Below are 16,217 nucleotides of genomic sequence, written 5' to 3'. Positions count from 1 at the left end.
CCTTGACGGGAGGCGTCGCGGCGAAGAGTGTCCGGCGCAGATGCGGCGCGCGAGGCGACCGCCCCGCCGCTTTTCCCAATCATTATCTGCCAGGAGTGCACGATGGCCACCTCCGCTGCCGCCGTCCAGGACGATCCCGCGACCAATTTCGCCAAGGACCAGCTTCGGGCGATCATCGAGCGGATCGAGCGTCTCGAGGAAGAGAAGAAGACGATCTCCGACGACATCCGTGACGTCTATGCGGAGGCCAAGGGCAACGGCTTCGACGTCAAGGCGCTGCGCACCATCGTGCGGATGCGCAAGCAGGACGCCAACGAGCGCGCCGAGCAGGAGACGATCCTCGAGACCTACATGCAGGCGCTCGGGATGCTCTGAGGCCGGTACCCGGCCTAGAGCAGTTCTGTTTTTGATAGAATCAGAGTTGATCGGCACCGCCTGCCACACGCACAACCTCATGGTGAGGAGGCGCGTAGCGCCGTCTCGAACCATGTGACGCAGGGAACGCGTTACCCCATCCTTCGAGACGCCCGGCTTCGCCGGGCTCCTCAGGATGAGGACTCAGTGCCTTCGGAAACGTCGGATCGTTTCAATCAAACGATGAGCCGCTCTAATGCCTGCACCGCGCCGGATTTGCCCCGCCGGCCGGCGCGAACCGCCTTCGACAGACCAAGGCCCGGGACCAGCCCGGGCCTTCAAGTCGAAGACGAATTGGACCGAAGACGCGCTCAGCGCGATGAATCGCCCGGGAACGAGGTGGTTGTCAGCGTCGCGACCGCCGTGCCGCTGAAGGCGTCGGCATACAGACCCGGCTGCGGGTCGTCGGCAAAACCCATTGCCAGGGTGGCCTCCGGCTTGACGAAATATCCGGTCAGCAGCGTCATGTCGGGATCGCCGATCACGGTGGCGGCGGTGCGCATCGCCCGCGGCATCAGGATCATCGCGCGAATCCACACGTCGTTGTCACGGCTGCCGGCGGCGGCGAGCCGTGCCGAGGTCGCGATCACCGTCTTGCCCTGACCGGACGACTTGCCGATCACGCTGTCGATCTTGCCCGACACTGCCGCATGGCGCGAGTTCTGCGAACGGAAGCTGTGCGGGATCGGCGCGCTGGCTGTCACCACCCGCGCATGCCGGCTTCGCGGATGCTGCGAGCTGTTGTCCTGCACCGGCGCCGCGTAGGCCAGCGCATTCATTGCCGCCTCGTCCGATTTGTCGGCGGCGGCCAACGCCTCGCGCGCGCTGATGGCGGCGACCTGCGGCCGCTTTGCCTGCTCGGAGGCCACCGGGAAATCGTCCCAGAAGCCCCGGGCGTTGATGATGTCGGCCGGGGTCTGCAGCTTCGGCTCGGCGGATTTGGCGTCGGCCGGTTTGGCTTCCGCCTTCGCGGCCTGTGCCGGACGCGGCGCCGGCAGCACCACATCGCCAGCGGAAGCGAGCTGGATCGCAGCGGCGGGCTTGGCGCGCGGCATCGGCACCGGATCGGTGGCGGGCGCCTCGGTCGGTTTCAGGCCGGCGGCGGCCGCCACGGCGTCGGCGGCGGCGACCTTGATGTCGGCCATCGGCTTGGCACCGGACGGCTTGGCCGCGGTCGCGGCTTCATCCTCGTCGTCACGCGACTTGCCGCCGAACAGCGACGCGAGGAAATTGGTCTTGGCCGGCGCGGCGCTGCTGCCGTCGCGGCGGCTTTCGATGTCGGCCAGCGCCAGCTCGTAGCCCCGCAGCGGCTTGCCGTTGGACGGGACGTGCACGGTGCGGCCGTCCGGGAACACGCGGGCGAGCTGATCGGCGGTCATCCTCGGCCAGTGCCGGACTCCGCCGGTATCGAGGTGTACGAACGGCGAGCCGGAGGTCGGATAGAAGCCGACGCCGCCACGCTGCAGCCGCAGTCCGGCAAACCGGATCTGCTCCAGCGCCACGCCGGGAATGAAGAAGTCCATCGCGTGCCCCAGCGTATGCTGGCTGTGGCGCGCCACGCCTGAGGAGCGGCGGCGGAGCATCGCATTGGTGGCGGGGGAGCGGTAGGCGGAGATGATCTGGATCGGCTGTTTGGCGTCGACGTCCCGGTACACCTCCCACAGGATGTCGAACAATCGGCGGTCCATCTCCGTCTTTTCCTGGGAGCGCCAGTCGCGCAGGAAATGATTGAGCTGCTTCAGCGCGTCTTCGTCGTAACGGCCGCTGCGCTTGAAGGTGACGGTGAGGCTTTCGCCGGAATGGGTGTGGTGGAACGACAGGGTGCGGCTGTCACCGACGGCGGACGCGTCGTGGACCGAGCCTGCACCGGCCAGCAACAGCACCGAGGTCAGCACCGCGCCGTAGCCGGCTCTGGGCATCGACAGTGATTTGAGACGGCGCGAGAGTGCAGCCAGCACGAAAACAGCCCCACCAATGGTCGACCAACGAACCCTGCCCGCGAACCCCAGTCAGCGTGACAGGGTGAACGCGCCATTTACCGAAGTTACCGATCCGGAAACGGCGCCCGTGACCCCAAGTCGATCGTCAACCCTAACCCTCTGACTATGGCGAAATCGAGCCCGGTGCCGCAATCTAGATGGAGGATGGTTAATCTGGGTTAACGACAAAGGGCCCGCCTTGCGGCGAGCCCTTGAAATCGTTCGCTAACTTTGGGCGCCGGAAGACGCGAAAGCTGTTCAGCGGGTGTAGACCCGGCGCTGATTGCGCGCAGCCGGCTGCTGCGGGCGCGGCTGCGGCCCGCCGAACAGGTTCTCGAAGAATGAGAACGGGTTGGAGGAGGCCCCCGAGGAGCCGGTGTAGTCGCCGGCGACGCTGACGCCGTCGGGCAGCCGGGTCGGCCGCGTGTAGTTCGGCTGCGAATGCGCCACCACGGCCTCGAGGTTCTTGCTCTTGACGTTCTTCAGCAGCGCCAGCATCTGGGCGTCGCGGCCGTAGATGTCCTTGCGGAGCTGCAGCTTGCCGGCGTCATCGACGAACGCGGTCTGGTAGGTGATGTTGACCGGGATCGGCGTCGGGAAGTTGAGGTTGACCTCGCTGCGGCCGTACATCGACCGGACCTTGGTCGGAGTATAGGACTTGTCGGGCATCGCGATATTGAGCAGCGTCGCCGCGTATTGATCCGGATTCTGCACCCGCATGCAGCCGTGGCTGTAGGCGCGCTCGTCCCGGCCGAACAGGTTCTTGTCCGGGGTGTCGTGCTGATACACCAGGAATTTGTTCGGGAAGTTGAAGCGGATACGGCCGAGCGCGTTGGCTTCGCCGGGCGGCTGCGAAATGTGGATCGAGCCGTCGCGGTTGCGCGACAGCTTCAGTCCCATGCGGTCGAGCACCGTCGGATCCTGCTGCAGCGCCGGCAGATATTCGTTGTAGATGATCGACGGCGGCACATTCCACGTCGGATTGACGGTAATGTACTTCATCGTCTCCGTCAGCAGCGGCGTCGCGTGCTTGCCCGGCTTGCCGACGACAACGCGGGTCGACCACACTTCGGCGCCGTGCTGCATCACCTTCAGCGTATAGTCCGGAATGTTCAGGATGACGTAAGCGTCGCCGAGCGCCGGCACGCCGAGGTCGCGCGGCAGCCAGCGCCAGCGCTCCATATTGACGATGATGGTGTCGATGGCGCGGTCGCGCTTCGGCGTGTTCATCGCCTGCACAGTGCGGTCGCCGAGGACGCCGTCGGCATTCAGGCCGGCGCTGTGCTGGAATTTGAGCACTGCCTCCGCGACGGTGGCGTCGTAGGCGGTGCTGTCGGCGTTCTCGGTGACGCCGAGCCGGGCGCGCAGTTGCGGCACGCGCGGATCGTCCATCGTCGCCTCGGCGCGGCGCTTCTGCGCCGGCACGTAGCGCAGCGTGGCGCCCTCCGCGATCTTGACCACCGGCCGGTCGCCTTCGCCGCGCAGTTCGGCGAGCTTCTTCTTCAGCTCGCGGTACAGCTTGTGCGGCGGGTTGTAGCTGTCGAGCGCCGCCGAAGCATCGGCCGCGGTCGTGACCTTGGCCAGCACCTGCGCCGGATCGATCGGATGCTCGGGATACTGGATGTCGCCCGACACCTGTGACCAGTGCATACGCCCGCTTTGGGCCTGGCGCGCATAGTCCATCATGCTCTCGGTCAGCCGCAGTTCGGCCTCGGCGAGCGTCTCCGGCGAGGTCGCGGCCGTGAAGTTCGGCACCGGATAGTCGTCGGGATCGAGGCCGTCGGCGGCGGCATCCTTCAGCCGCGCGATCACGCCCTTGGCGGGGGCGGTCAGCGCGCCGGCGCTGGTCCACACCGGCGCGTAGTCGCGAGCCTCGTAGAACTTCTCCACTGCGCTGCGTTCGACCTTGCGTTCGAAATAGCGCGACGCGCTCTTGGCCAGCAGATCGCGGAGCTGGTCGGCGACCGGCTGATCGGCCGCCGCCACCTTGCTGACGGGCTGCTGCGGCTCCGCCGGCTTTGGAGAAGCCGCCTGTTCGGTGGCCGGCTTTGCAGGCTCGGCCGCCGGAGCTGCAGCGGTCGCGGGCGGTGCCTCGGTTTTCGGCGCGTCGGTAGCCGGTGTGGTTGCCGCGGTGTCATTGCTCGGACCGGCCGCGGAAGGCGCGGCGGCGGTGGCATCCTTCCGATCCTCGGCCTTGGCCGGGGCGGCGGCGTTCTTGGTGGGGTCGGTGACGGACGGCGGCGCCGAGTCGAGCTTGAAATCGCCGATCGATGGCGGCGGCAGGTCGACCGGGGTCGGAACCGGCACGGCGGCGTCGATTGCGAGATCCGCGGGCGACCGCGTCGGCGACTGCGCCGGCGCTGAGGTCGCCGATACGGTGAGGAAGGTCGCCGCGACGGCCATCAGCACGCCTTCGAAGCCGCGGCGTCCAGTCGAGTGATCTCGCATTCATCTACCCCTTGGGAAGCTGCCGCCGGCCGGCAGTTGTGCTAGCGGTTCGGTGTCGTGGATCGCGACCATGACAGGCGCATGTCCGATCCCTCGTTCAGTCTGAGGATACACAGGCCCGGTTCGAGCGGCCAGCACCGGCCGGGCGGACTCACGACAAACTGACCAAATGCTCAATTCGCTGAGGCGGTTCGGCGTTCTGCCACGGGTCGCCTCGGTTGTCTGTCACTCGCGCGCCACGGTTCAAAACCATCCGCGAATCAGTCGCCGCACGCGTCCGCCTCTGCCATTGTCCGCCACGTCCGGTTCCAAATACCCTGAAACCGTACCGCGGTCGTGACCAACCGCGGCTAGCCGGAATCCACCTGGGCGGCGCGTTCGGCCTCGATCTCGTCGAGCTTGCGATACAGCGTCGAACGGCCGATCTTCAGCCGCCGCGCCACTTCGGACATCTGGCCGCGATAGTGCGATATCGCGAACCGGATGATTTCGCGTTCCATTTCGTCGAGCGGTCGCACGTCGTCATCGGCCGTCAGCATCGACAGGGTCCCGACGCTCGGCAGCGGCGCGATCGGTACTTCGTGCCCGGCGACGAACTGCGGCTCGCTGCGTTCGATCACCAGCGGCGCGACCTCGGCCGCCGCGGCGGGGACCACGGACGGGGCCGTTGCCAGCGGAAAGTCGTCGAGTCCGAGCTGATCGCCGTCGCTCATCACCACGGCGCGATACACCGCGTTTTCGAGCTGGCGGATGTTGCCCGGCCAGTCGAGTTGCGCCAGCCGCGCCATCGCCTCGCCGCTGATTCCGCCGATGCTTCGATTCTCTTCGGCGCAGAATCGCATCAGGAAGTGGCGAAGCAGCGGCGGAATGTCTTCGCGGCGGGTGCGCAGCGGCGGGATCGTCAGCGGCAAGACGTGCAGCCGATAGAACAGGTCTTCGCGGAACTGGCCGGCCTTCACCCGGTCGAGCAGCCGGCGGTTGGTCGCCGAAATGATCCTGACGTCGACCTTGACCGGCCGGCGTCCGCCGACCGCTTCGACGGCGCCTTCCTGCAGCGCGCGCAGCAGCTTGACCTGGGCCGTCAGCGGCAGTTCGCTGACCTCATCGAGAAACAGCGTGCCGCCGGAGGCTTCGACGAATTTGCCCTCGTGGCGTTCGGTGGCGCCGGTGAACGCGCCCTTTTCGTGGCCGAACAGAATCGATTCGACGAGATTGTCGGGGATCGCACCGCAGTTCACCGCGACGAACGGCTTGGCGCGGCGGTCGCTGGAGCCGTGGATGGCGCGCGCGAAAAGTTCCTTGCCGACACCGGAATCGCCTTCGATCAGCACCGGGATCGCCGAACCGGCGGCCTTTTCGGCGGCGCGCAGCACCGGCGCCATCGCCTCGCTGCGGGTGATGATGTCGGAAAACGTCAGCCGGCCCTCGCGGACATGGCGGATGCGCTGCAACTCGCCCTTCATCGCGCTGGCGTTGAGCGCGTTGCGCAACGACACCTGCAGCCGTTCGATCCCGACCGGCTTGACGACGAAATCGTGGGCACCGGCGCGCATCGCCGACACCACGTTGTCGATGCCGCCATGTGCGGTCTGCACGATCACCGGCACGTCGAGACCGATGGTGCGAATCTTCGACAGCACGCCGAGTCCGTCGAGGCCGGGCATCACCAGGTCGAGCACCACGGCGTCGATCGCCGGCGCATCGGGCGCGGTCAGCATCTCCACCGCGGCATCGCCGCTATCGACCGTGATCGCCTCGTAGCCGCACTTCTGCACCATGTTCTCGACCAGCCGACGCTGCACTGCATCGTCGTCGGCGATCAGAATACGCTCGACCATTACTCGCTACTGCCCCAACCCGCACTGTCCCGAATTGGTGCAGGATTGCGACGAATGCGTTAACGCTTGATGAAAGTCGCGGAAATTATCCGCGCTTATCCGAACGCGTGCGGCCAGACCTCGAGCGCGCCGCGGTAGATCATGTCGAGCGCGACGTAGAGGATGATGGCGAGGCCGACATAGGCGATCCAGCGGTGCTTGTGCAGCAGCCTCGCGATGAAGGTCGCCGCCATGCCCATCAGCGCGATCGACAGGCCGAGGCCGAATACCAGGATGATCGGATGCTCGCGCGCCGCGCCGGCGACGGCGAGCACGTTGTCGAGCGACATCGACACGTCGGCCAGCGTGATCTGCCACACCGCCTGCGCCATTGTCTTGGTCGGCGCGCCGCTCGCGGCGCCGTTCTCGCCGTCGATCTCGTCGGCGTCGGGCGGGTTGCGCAGCTCCCGCCACATCTTCCAGCACACCCACAGCAGCAGCACGCCGCCGGCGAGCAGCAGCCCGATGATCTGCAGGAGCTGCACGGTGACGCTGGCGAACAGGATGCGCAGACCGGTCGCGACCAGAATGCCGATCAGGATCGCCTTGCCGCGCTGCGCCTTCGGCAGGCCGGCCGCTGCGAGCCCGATCACCACGGCGTTGTCGCCGGCCAGCACCAGGTCGATCATCACGACCTGGGCGAGAGCTGCGAGACCTTCGGGAGTGAAAATCGAGAGAATGTCGGCCATCGGGCGCTCCGTGAGCGTCCAGTCCGACATCACAGTTCGAACGAACTGCCAGAGGGGCCCGGTCCAGGACGTGGTGACAACGATGCGCGATCGCGACCGATCGCGGGAGAAGGCTTGTGCTGCGGCGGACATCACCACCGGAACGCCCCGCGGTCAATCACCTATGACAGCAACCACGGGGCAGGAACGAATGCCGCGTGATGGTGTCGTAATCTTGCCGCCGACGCCAACCAGGCTGGCGGTCGCCGCTGCGGACCGCGCGGCCCAGTGGCAGGGCGGTTCCGCCGAAGGAAACTGTGACTTGCGGAGCCGGTGACGGAGCTAGTAGCGTTTCGCAAGGCAAATCGGACGCGATCTGAAAGCATCATGTCGAAAACTGCGACCTCCCGTACCGCGAAGACCTCCCGCAAGTCCTCCTCCGCCAAGCCAGCACTGCGCAAGTCGGCGCCGGGCAAGGCCAAGGCCGCCAAGCCGTCCGCGCCTACGGCGCGTAAGTCGGCCGCGAAGCCGGCGAAGCTGCCGGAGTGGAATCTGACGGACCTGTATCCGGCGATCGACGCGCCGGAGGTCGCTGCCGATCTCGACCGGCTCGATGCCGAATGCGCGTCGTTCGAAGCCGACTTCAAGGGCCGGCTCGCCGAGGAGACTGCGAAGGAGGGCGGGGCGGTCTGGCTCGCCGGCGCGGTCAAGCGCTACGAGGCGATCGAGGATCTCGCCGGCCGGCTCGGCTCCTATGCGGGTCTGGTTCACGCCGGCGACAGCGTCGATCCGGTGAAATCGAAATTCTACGGCGACGTCTCCGAGCGGCTGACCGCGGCGTCGGTGCATCTGTTGTTCTTCACCCTCGAGCTCAACCGGGTCGACGACGCCGTGCTGGAGCGCGCGATGCAGACCCCGGAGCTCGGCCACTACCGGCCGTGGATCGAGGATCTGCGCAAGGACAAGCCGTATCAGCTCGAGGATCGCATCGAGCAGCTGTTTCATGAGAAGTCGCAGACCGGCTACGGCGCTTTCAACCGGCTGTTTGACCAGACTATTTCGTCGCTGCGCTTCAAGGTCGGCGGCAAGGAGCTGGCGATCGAGCCGACGCTCAATCTGATGCAGGATCGGGCGCCGGCCAAACGCAAGGCCGCGGCCGAAGCGCTGGCCAAAACCTTCAAGGCCAACGAGCGCACGTTTGCGCTGATTACCAACACGCTGGCCAAGGACAAGGAAATCTCCGACCGTTGGCGCGGCTTTGAAGATGTTGCCGACTCTCGCCACCTTGCTAACCGGGTCGAGCGCGAGGTCGTCGATGCGCTGGTCGCCTCGGTGCGCGGTGCCTATCCGAAGCTGTCGCACCGCTACTACAAGCTCAAGGCCGGCTGGTTCAAAAAGAAGAAGCTGCCGTATTGGGACCGCAACGCGCCGCTGCCGTTCGCCGCGACCGGCACCATCGCTTGGCCGGACGCACGCAGCATGGTGCTGACCGCCTACAAGGCGTTCTCGCCGGAGATGGCGCAGATCGCCGAACGGTTCTTCACCGATCGCTGGATCGATGCCCCGGTGCGGCCCGGCAAGGCGCCCGGCGCGTTCTCGCACCCGACCACGCCGTCGGCGCATCCCTACGTGCTGATGAATTATCAGGGCAAGCCGCGCGACGTGATGACGCTCGCCCATGAGCTCGGCCACGGCGTGCACCAGGTGCTCGCCGCCAAGAACGGCGCGCTGATGGCGCCGACGCCGCTGACGCTGGCCGAGACCGCCAGCGTGTTCGGCGAGATGCTCACCTTCCGGCGGCTGCTGGCCCAGACCAAGGACCGCAAGCAGCGTCAGGCGCTGCTCGCCGGCAAGGTCGAGGACATGATCAACACCGTGGTGCGGCAGATCGCGTTCTATTCGTTCGAGCGCGCGATCCACACCGAGCGCCGCAGCGGCGAGCTCACCGCGCAGCGGATCGGCGAGATCTGGCTGTCGGTGCAGGGCGAGAGCCTGGGGCCGGCGATCGAGATCAAGCCGGGCTACGAGAGCTTCTGGATGTACATTCCGCACTTCATCCATTCGCCGTTCTACGTCTACGCCTACGCGTTTGGCGACTGCCTGGTGAACTCGCTGTATGCGGTCTACGAGCACGCCCAGGAAGGCTTCGCCGAGCGTTATCTGGCGATGCTGTCGGCCGGTGGCACCAAGCATTATTCGGAGCTGCTCGCCCCGTTCGGCCTCGACGCCAAGAACCCCAGCTTCTGGGAGGGCGGCCTGTCGGTGATCGCCGGCATGATCGACGAGCTGGAGGCGATGGGGTAGGGCGACCGACCGCCGTAAAACATTTGTTGAACGCAGCTTATTCCTTTGTTAAACGTTTGTATAACAGAGGATCGGCAGATGAACGAACAGACCCGCGATCTTGAAATCGAAGCGACTGCCCTTCAGATCCGGAAGATCGGCAACTCGGTCGGGGTCATCCTGCCGAAAGAACTTCTTGCGCGGCTCAATCTGAAAGAGGGCGACAAATTCTACCCGGTCGAGCAGCCGGATGGCAGCTTGAGATTGACGCCGTACAATCCGAAGCATGCCCGGACGATGAAGATCGCCCGCGATGTCATGCGCGAATATCGGGATACGCTCGCGGCGCTCGCCAAATGACCGAGCCGGTTGAACCGGTCTGGCTCGATGTCGACGAAGTCATCGACATGCATGCCGAGCAACTCTCGATTTTTGGCGGCCCAGAGGGAATCCGGGATCGAGGGATGCTCGAGTCGGCGCTGATGCGGCCGGTCAACCAATGGCACTATGGCGAAACCGATATGGCGGCGCTTGCCGCCGCCTATGCGTTCGGCCTCGCGCGCAATCATCCGTTCGTCGACGGAAACAAGCGGATCGCGTTTTTGGCCATGATCGCTTTTCTTCGGATCAACGAGATCAAGTTCGCACCGCTGCCCGGCGAAGCAACGGAGATCATCCTTGCCCTCGCTGCCGGCGAGGTCAGCGAGGCCAGCCTGACGCGTTGGATCCGGGACAACTGGCCGGCCTGAGGCGCGCGGTCGGATGATCGCTCCGTCCCTCCGGTCCGCAATCATCTAATGCGCGGCTGCTCCGCGATGCGGAATAACCAGTCGGCACTTGTTGCAATCGCTTCGTAAGAGCTTGTTCTAATCGTTTGTTGCGATCACACTGTGCGGGCGATCGGTGACGGCGTCCTAGACTTTCGAATGAACCCAAACTGGCTAGGCTGACAATTGCTGCAGTGCCGTTGCCCTCGCAATAAGATTGCGCTAATTGCATCCCCCACTTCTCGAAGATGTCGGAGAGACGAATGGCAGAGCAACACGAGTTTGCCTACACGACCGCCGATGGCAACGACTACGCCGCGCATGAGCAGACCTATGAAGGGTTCATCAAGCTGGTGAAGTACGGCACCGCCGCCGTCATCGTGATCGTCGCCCTCATGGGCATTTTCCTGACTTGATCTGTGCCGGAGTGCGCCGTTACACGCGGCGCTCTCTCGGAGAACGTCCCGGCAAAGTGGAGTCCGGTTTGCCCCCGGACGTTCTCCAAACAAACAAGTAAGCGCGCATCCCGGTCGCAAAACCGGTCCCACTTTTGCGGGGTGCGCGCGCATCTCGCTCGCTCACGCGCGTGCTTCGCGCCGCCGGAGGCTCCATGAAGATTGCTGTTGCCAAAGAACAAGATCCCGCCGAGCCGCGCGTCGCGGCGACGCCCGACACGGTCAAGAAGCTGAAAGCTCTCGGTGCCGAAGTCGCGGTCGAGCCGGGAGCCGGCGTCAAGTCCGGTCTGCCGGATTCCGATTTCACCGCCGCCGGGGCCACCGTGGCCGCCGACGCCCTGAAGGACGCCGACGTCGTCCTGAAGGTGAAGCGTCCGGAGGCGCCCGAACTCGCCGGCTACAAGCGTGGCGCGCTGGTGCTGGCGATCATGGACCCGTACGGCAACGAAGCCGCGCTGAAGAGCATGGCGGATGCCGGTATCACGGCCTTCGCGATGGAGCTGATGCCGCGCATCACCCGCGCCCAGGTCATGGACGTGCTGTCGAGCCAGGCCAACTTGGCCGGCTATCGTGCTGTGATCGACGGTGCCGAGCAGTTCGGCCGGGTATTTCCGATGATGATGACCGCGGCCGGCACCGTGCCGGCGGCGAAGGTGTTCATCATGGGCGTCGGCGTCGCCGGTCTGCAGGCGATCGCCACCGCGCGCCGTCTCGGCGCCATCGTCACCGCGACCGACGTGCGCCCCGCCACCAAGGAGCAGGTCGAGAGCTTGGGCGCCAAGTTCCTCGCGGTCGAGGACGAGGAGTTCAAGAACGCCCAGACCGCCGGCGGCTACGCCAAGGAAATGTCGAAAGAGTATCAGGCCAAGCAGGCCGCACTCACCGCCGAACACATCAAGAAGCAGGACATCGTCATCACCACCGCGCTGATTCCGGGCCGGCCCGCGCCGCGTCTGGTCACCGCCGAAATGGTGAAGTCGATGAAGCCCGGCTCGGTGCTGGTCGACCTCGCGGTCGAGCGCGGCGGCAACGTCGAAGGCGCGCAGCCCGGTCAGGTCGTCGAAATCGGCGGCGTCAAGATCGTCGGCTACACCAACGTCGCCGGCCGCGTCGCGGCGTCGGCTTCGGCCCTGTATGCGCGCAATCTGCTGAGCTTCTTCGAGACCATGGTCAACAAGGAGAAGGCGCTGGCGGTGAATTGGGACGACGAACTGGTGAAGGCCACCGCGCTGACGCGCGATGGCGCCGTCGTTCATCCGAACTTCCAGCCCAAGTCGGCGTGAGCGCGACCGCTTAAGGAGAGTTGCTATGGAGCATATGGTTCAAGCGGTCGATCCGTTCGTGTTTCGGCTGTCGATTTTCGTCCTCGCCGTGTTCGTCGGCTACTTCGTGGTGTGGTCGGTGACCCCCGCGCTGCACACGCCGCTGATGTCGGTGACCAACGCGATCTCGTCGGTGATCGTGGTCGGTGCACTGCTCGCGGTCGGCGTGTCGCTGGTCGGCGACGACAACGGCCCGCTGTGGGCGCGCGGCTTCGGCTTCGTCGCGCTGATCTTCGCAAGTATCAACATTTTCGGCGGCTTCCTTGTCACCCAGCGCATGCTGGCGATGTACAAGAAGAAGCAGAAGTGAGTAGGGGCCGTCGATGAGTGCCAATCTTTCCGCATTTCTGTATCTGATCGCAGGCGTCCTGTTCATTCTGGCGCTGCGCGGTCTGTCGTCTCCGGCCACCAGCCGTCAGGGCAACCTGATGGGCATGAGCGGCATGGCGATCGCGATCGTCACCACGCTTGCCGGCCATCCGCCGGCCGACCTGCTCGGCTGGGTGCTGGTGATCGCCGGCATCGGGATCGGCGGCGGCATCGGCGCGGTGATCGCCAAGAAGGTGCCGATGACCTCGATGCCCGAGCTGGTCGCCGCCTTCCACTCGCTGGTCGGCATGGCCGCGGTGCTGGTCGCCGCCGGTGCATTCTATGCGCCAGGTGCGTTCGATATCGGCGAGCCGGGCAACATCCACGCCCAGAGCCTGGTCGAAATGTCGCTCGGCGTCGCCATCGGCGCGCTGACCTTCACCGGCTCGGTGATCGCGTTCCTGAAGCTGTCGGGCCGGATGAGCGGCGCGCCGATCATCCTGCCGGCGCGTCACGTGGTGAACATCGCGCTCGGCGTGATCATGTTCGCGGCGATCATCTACATGGTGATCACGCAGAGCGAAGTCGCGTTCTGGGTGATCACCGGCGTCGCGCTGCTGCTCGGCATCCTGATCATCATCCCGATCGGCGGCGCCGACATGCCGGTGGTGATTTCGATGCTCAACTCCTACTCGGGGTGGGCCGCGGCCGGCATCGGCTTCACGCTCGGCAATTCGGCGCTGATCATCACCGGCGCGCTGGTCGGCTCCTCCGGTGCGATCCTGTCCTACATCATGTGCAAGGGCATGAACCGGTCGTTCATCTCGGTGATCCTCGGCGGCTTCGGCGGCGAGACCGCCGCGGCCGGCGGCGGCGGCGGCGAACAGCGCCCGGCCAAGCTCGGCTCGGCGGACGACGCGGCCTTCATCATGAAGAACGCGCAGAAGGTCATCATCGTGCCGGGTTACGGCATGGCGGTGGCGCAGGCCCAGCACGCGCTGCGTGAAATGGCCGACTCGCTGAAGAAGGAAGGCGTCGAGGTGAAGTACGCAATTCACCCGGTCGCCGGTCGTATGCCTGGTCATATGAACGTGCTGCTCGCCGAAGCCAACGTGCCGTACGACGAGGTGTTCGAGCTCGAGGACATCAATTCGGAGTTCGCGCAGGCCGACGTCGCGTTCGTGATCGGCGCCAACGACGTCACCAACCCGGCGGCCGAAGAGGATCCGACCTCGCCGATCTACGGCATGCCGGTGCTGCAGGTCTGGAAGGCCGGCACCGTGATGTTCATCAAGCGGTCGCTCGCTTCCGGTTACGCCGGCATCGACAACCCGCTGTTCTATCGTGACAACACCATGATGCTGCTCGGCGACGCCAAGAAGATGACCGAGAACATCGTCAAGGCGATGGCGCACTAAGCGCCGACGCCCTGCCAGAAACGAAACGCCCGGCCGCAAGGCCGGGCGTTTTTGTTTGGTCCAGACCCGCTATCCACGTCATGGCCGGGCTCGTCCCGGCCATCCACGTCTTGCTGCGCGTCGACGCCGAAAGACGTGGATGCCCGGCACAGGGCCGGGCATCACGGAGATTGGTGTAAGCCTCACATCCGGTGCATCACGCAGAGCTTGTTGCCGTCGGGATCGCGCAGGTAGGCGAGGTAGAGCTTCATGTCGCCCATCGCGCGGATGCCGGGCGGGTCTTCGCAACTCGTGGCGCCATTGGCGACGCCGGTGGCGTGCCAGGCGTCGGCCTCTTCCTGGGACTTCGCCACGAAGCCGATCGTGCCGCCGTTGGCGGCGGTCGCCGGCTCGCCGTTGATCGGCTTGCTGACTGCGAAAGTGCCGGTCTTGGTGCGATAGAAGATGCGATGACGGTCGACCATCGCCGGCGCGATGCCGAGCGTGCCGAGCAGCTTGTCGTAGAAATCCTTCGCCGCTTCGAGATTGTTGGTGCCGATCATGACGTGTGAAAACATGGCGTTTCCCGTGTGCTCCTTGGCGTTTTCACCCTGAGGGTGCGCGCCGACTATACCGTCAGCCGCCCATCTGGCGATACCGTCCGCACATCGCCGCGCTGATCGTGCGCATGGCCCCGGCGTCGGATCGCCGGATGTCGGGCCGGCCGATCAGTGGTATCGGTCGATTGGTTGGCAGTGCTCTCGCCCGGAGAAAGAACGTCATGACGGTTGCGGCAAAATCCGAAATTCAGATCGATAACGCCGAAGTGCGGGTCACCGAGTGGCGGCTGCCGCCGGGGTCGGCGACTGGCCATCACACTCACGGCATGGACTACGTCGTGGTGCCGATGGCCGATGGCGAGATGACCATCGTGGCGCCGGATGGCACGCGGTCGATCGCTCAGCTCAAGGCCGGCCGGTCCTACGCTCGCAAGGCCGGTGTCGAGCACGACGTTCGCAACGAATCCGCCGCCGAAATCGTGTTTCTCGAGATCGAACTGAAAGCTTGAACTCTCGAAAAGTGGCCGCCCCCGCGGCCCCGTAAACCGCTTGGTGGCGCTCGAGTATACGCGCTCCGGTGCCACCGATCGGTCGCAGTTGATCCCTCAATCAGCCTCAAAGTTCCAGCATCACCTTTGCTGGTAAGAGGCCCGCCATGCTCAAATTCATCACCGAAAAACTTCTCGGGCAGATTCTGCCGTCGGTGGTCGCCACCGTGATCGGCGCCTACGTCGTCAATCAGTACATCGTCGCCAGGCCCGACGCGCCGCCCCCGGCTGCCCCCGCTGCGCAGCTCGATGCCGGCAAGGCCGCCAAGCCCGTCGAGCCGGTCGCGGCTGCGATCTCGCCCGAGCCCGCCAAGAGCGAACTGGTTCGGAGTGAGCCGCCAAAGCTCAAGCCCAGCGTCGACAAGGAGAAATCCGCCGACAAGCCGGTCGGCCGGCATCAGATCTCGGTGCACGACAAGGCGCCCGCGGCGAAGCCGGCCAGCGCGCCGGTCAGCACCGCCTCGGCGGCGCCGGAGCCGGTCAAGCCGCCGGAAGAGCGCACCGAGCCGGCCCGTGATCCCAATCAGGTGCTGCGCGCTGCGGTCGAACGGCTGCGTGCCTCCGCCGAGACGCCGCGGGCTGCCGACACGACCGTGCGGGCTCAGGAGCCGTTGAAAGTGTTCGAGACACCGCGTGCGCAGGAGCCGCCACGGCTGCAGGAAACGGCACGCGCCACCGCCCCGGCGCTGCCGCCGGCGGTCAATCTGGCGCCGAGCCATGTGTCGATCGAGCCCTATCCGAGTTCGCCGGCCACCACCGCTTCGGTCCCGGTCAACATCCGTCCGGCCGACACGGCCGATCTGAGCGACAGCGATCCACACCGGCCGACTCCGCCGGCCGATATCCCGGAGGCTCGCGCCGCCGCGTCCGGCGAGAGCACGACGCCGGCGCGCAAGCCGTCCGTTGCCGAGGACGTGCTGTTTACCGCGAAGTCGGTGATCCACTCGGTGCTGCCGCGGTAGGACAAAACATCATCTCCACGGCGTCGATGCCCGGGTTTAGCACCCGGGCATTTCGTTGCCCGGCGTCGGCGGCGGTGTGCACGCCTCGGTAAGATGATCGACAACGAAAAACGCGGGCCCCGGGGGCCCGCGCCAGACCGCTGACAAACCCCGTCGATTTTCGGCGGGGTTTTATTTTTGGCGAGTGGCGCAGCGCCCGGTGTCTCAGGCTGGCGCTGGGATCGGCTT

15 protein-coding genes are annotated in these 16,217 nt (G+C 65.8%); 10 read left to right on the top strand and 5 right to left on the bottom strand.

All coding sequences use genetic code 11. The features are described from left to right. Positions 1-102: 102 nt before the first annotated feature. Positions 103-375: a DUF2312 domain-containing protein gene (locus DWA33_RS16465; protein WP_013504056.1), complete on the top strand. Its 273-nt coding sequence runs from the start codon at positions 103-105 to the stop codon at positions 373-375. A gap of 350 nt (positions 376-725) precedes the next feature. On the opposite strand, the gene mepK is transcribed toward DWA33_RS16465, so the two are convergent. The 4 genes from mepK to DWA33_RS16445 all read right to left on the bottom strand — a co-directional run bounded on the left by mepK (position 726) and on the right by DWA33_RS16445 (position 7,407). Further along, on the bottom strand, positions 726-2,333 hold the full coding sequence (gene mepK, locus DWA33_RS16460; protein WP_114359288.1) for a peptidoglycan L,D-endopeptidase MepK: 1,608 nt from the start codon (positions 2,331-2,333) through the stop codon (positions 726-728). 318 nt (positions 2,334-2,651) lie between these two features. Further along, positions 2,652-4,841, bottom strand: a complete 2,190-nt coding sequence (locus DWA33_RS16455) for a L,D-transpeptidase scaffold domain-containing protein (RefSeq protein WP_114359286.1) — start codon at positions 4,839-4,841, stop codon at positions 2,652-2,654. 350 nt (positions 4,842-5,191) lie between these two features. Further along, the gene (locus DWA33_RS16450; protein ID WP_114359284.1) at positions 5,192-6,679 is read right to left on the bottom strand and encodes a sigma-54-dependent transcriptional regulator; all 1,488 of its coding nucleotides are present in this window, start codon (positions 6,677-6,679) and stop codon (positions 5,192-5,194) included. Positions 6,680-6,774: 95 nt separating this feature from the next. Beyond that, positions 6,775-7,407: a TerC family protein gene (locus tag DWA33_RS16445; RefSeq protein ID WP_181902425.1), complete on the bottom strand. Its 633-nt coding sequence runs from the start codon at positions 7,405-7,407 to the stop codon at positions 6,775-6,777. 366 nt (positions 7,408-7,773) lie between these two features. Between DWA33_RS16445 and DWA33_RS16440 the strand changes: the two genes are divergently transcribed. From DWA33_RS16440 to DWA33_RS16410, 7 genes are all read left to right on the top strand, one after another. Beyond that, complete coding sequence (locus DWA33_RS16440) at positions 7,774-9,690, top strand: M3 family oligoendopeptidase (RefSeq protein WP_114359282.1); 1,917 nt, start codon at positions 7,774-7,776, stop codon at positions 9,688-9,690. 78 nt (positions 9,691-9,768) lie between these two features. After that, positions 9,769-10,029 carry an AbrB/MazE/SpoVT family DNA-binding domain-containing protein gene (locus DWA33_RS16435; protein WP_110784923.1) on the top strand — a complete coding sequence of 87 codons (261 nt, stop codon included), beginning with the start codon at positions 9,769-9,771 and terminating at the stop codon, positions 10,027-10,029. Next, complete coding sequence (locus DWA33_RS16430; protein ID WP_114359280.1) at positions 10,026-10,418, top strand: type II toxin-antitoxin system death-on-curing family toxin; 393 nt, start codon at positions 10,026-10,028, stop codon at positions 10,416-10,418. The genes DWA33_RS16435 and DWA33_RS16430 overlap by 4 nt, the downstream gene beginning before the upstream one ends. 281 nt (positions 10,419-10,699) lie before the next feature. Next, complete coding sequence (locus tag DWA33_RS16425) at positions 10,700-10,852, top strand: aa3-type cytochrome c oxidase subunit IV (protein ID WP_114359277.1); 153 nt, start codon at positions 10,700-10,702, stop codon at positions 10,850-10,852. A 194-nt stretch (positions 10,853-11,046) separates the two neighbouring features. Continuing rightward, positions 11,047-12,174 (top strand): Re/Si-specific NAD(P)(+) transhydrogenase subunit alpha, encoded by a 1,128-nt coding sequence (locus DWA33_RS16420; protein ID WP_114359276.1) that lies wholly within the window; start codon positions 11,047-11,049, stop codon positions 12,172-12,174. Between the two features lie 25 nt (positions 12,175-12,199). Then, a complete protein-coding gene (locus tag DWA33_RS16415; RefSeq protein ID WP_013504047.1) occupies positions 12,200-12,523 on the top strand; it encodes a proton-translocating transhydrogenase family protein in 324 nt (107 codons plus the stop codon). A 13-nt stretch (positions 12,524-12,536) separates the two neighbouring features. Further along, positions 12,537-13,940, top strand: coding sequence for an NAD(P)(+) transhydrogenase (Re/Si-specific) subunit beta (locus tag DWA33_RS16410; RefSeq protein WP_114359274.1), 1,404 nt, complete (start codon positions 12,537-12,539; stop codon positions 13,938-13,940). A 182-nt stretch (positions 13,941-14,122) separates the two neighbouring features. Here DWA33_RS16410 and DWA33_RS16405 read toward each other — a convergent pair whose 3' ends face one another. Then, positions 14,123-14,497: a VOC family protein gene (locus tag DWA33_RS16405; protein WP_013504045.1), complete on the bottom strand. Its 375-nt coding sequence runs from the start codon at positions 14,495-14,497 to the stop codon at positions 14,123-14,125. A 203-nt stretch (positions 14,498-14,700) separates the two neighbouring features. On the opposite strand from DWA33_RS16405, the gene DWA33_RS16400 reads away from it, so the two are divergent. After that, positions 14,701-14,988, top strand: a complete 288-nt coding sequence (locus tag DWA33_RS16400; RefSeq protein WP_013504044.1) for a cupin domain-containing protein — start codon at positions 14,701-14,703, stop codon at positions 14,986-14,988. Positions 14,989-15,134: 146 nt separating this feature from the next. Next, on the top strand, positions 15,135-15,989 hold the full coding sequence (locus tag DWA33_RS16395) for a hypothetical protein (protein ID WP_114359272.1): 855 nt from the start codon (positions 15,135-15,137) through the stop codon (positions 15,987-15,989). Positions 15,990-16,217: the final 228 nt, after the last annotated feature.

The organism is Rhodopseudomonas pentothenatexigens, from assembly GCF_900218015.1.
Classification (GTDB): domain Bacteria; phylum Pseudomonadota; class Alphaproteobacteria; order Rhizobiales; family Xanthobacteraceae; genus Rhodopseudomonas; species Rhodopseudomonas pentothenatexigens.
The sequence above is the reverse complement of the archived record's forward strand: the minus strand, read 5'-3'. Positions and strand labels throughout refer to the sequence as shown.

What these genes read in the sequence shown, in the direction of transcription:
- DWA33_RS16465 (WP_013504056.1), top strand. Translation starts at nt 103, where the DNA reads ATGGCCACCTCCGCTGCCGCCGTCCAGGACGATCCCGCGACCAATTTC.
- mepK (WP_114359288.1), bottom strand. Translation starts at nt 2,333, where the DNA reads ATGCCCAGAGCCGGCTACGGCGCGGTGCTGACCTCGGTGCTGTTGCTG.
- DWA33_RS16455 (WP_114359286.1), bottom strand. Translation starts at nt 4,841, where the DNA reads ATGCGAGATCACTCGACTGGACGCCGCGGCTTCGAAGGCGTGCTGATG.
- DWA33_RS16450 (WP_114359284.1), bottom strand. Translation starts at nt 6,679, where the DNA reads ATGGTCGAGCGTATTCTGATCGCCGACGACGATGCAGTGCAGCGTCGG.
- DWA33_RS16445 (WP_181902425.1), bottom strand. Translation starts at nt 7,407, where the DNA reads ATGGCCGACATTCTCTCGATTTTCACTCCCGAAGGTCTCGCAGCTCTC.
- DWA33_RS16440 (WP_114359282.1), top strand. Translation starts at nt 7,774, where the DNA reads ATGTCGAAAACTGCGACCTCCCGTACCGCGAAGACCTCCCGCAAGTCC.
- DWA33_RS16435 (WP_110784923.1), top strand. Translation starts at nt 9,769, where the DNA reads ATGAACGAACAGACCCGCGATCTTGAAATCGAAGCGACTGCCCTTCAG.
- DWA33_RS16430 (WP_114359280.1), top strand. Translation starts at nt 10,026, where the DNA reads ATGACCGAGCCGGTTGAACCGGTCTGGCTCGATGTCGACGAAGTCATC.
- DWA33_RS16425 (WP_114359277.1), top strand. Translation starts at nt 10,700, where the DNA reads ATGGCAGAGCAACACGAGTTTGCCTACACGACCGCCGATGGCAACGAC.
- DWA33_RS16420 (WP_114359276.1), top strand. Translation starts at nt 11,047, where the DNA reads ATGAAGATTGCTGTTGCCAAAGAACAAGATCCCGCCGAGCCGCGCGTC.
- DWA33_RS16415 (WP_013504047.1), top strand. Translation starts at nt 12,200, where the DNA reads ATGGAGCATATGGTTCAAGCGGTCGATCCGTTCGTGTTTCGGCTGTCG.
- DWA33_RS16410 (WP_114359274.1), top strand. Translation starts at nt 12,537, where the DNA reads ATGAGTGCCAATCTTTCCGCATTTCTGTATCTGATCGCAGGCGTCCTG.
- DWA33_RS16405 (WP_013504045.1), bottom strand. Translation starts at nt 14,497, where the DNA reads ATGTTTTCACACGTCATGATCGGCACCAACAATCTCGAAGCGGCGAAG.
- DWA33_RS16400 (WP_013504044.1), top strand. Translation starts at nt 14,701, where the DNA reads ATGACGGTTGCGGCAAAATCCGAAATTCAGATCGATAACGCCGAAGTG.
- DWA33_RS16395 (WP_114359272.1), top strand. Translation starts at nt 15,135, where the DNA reads ATGCTCAAATTCATCACCGAAAAACTTCTCGGGCAGATTCTGCCGTCG.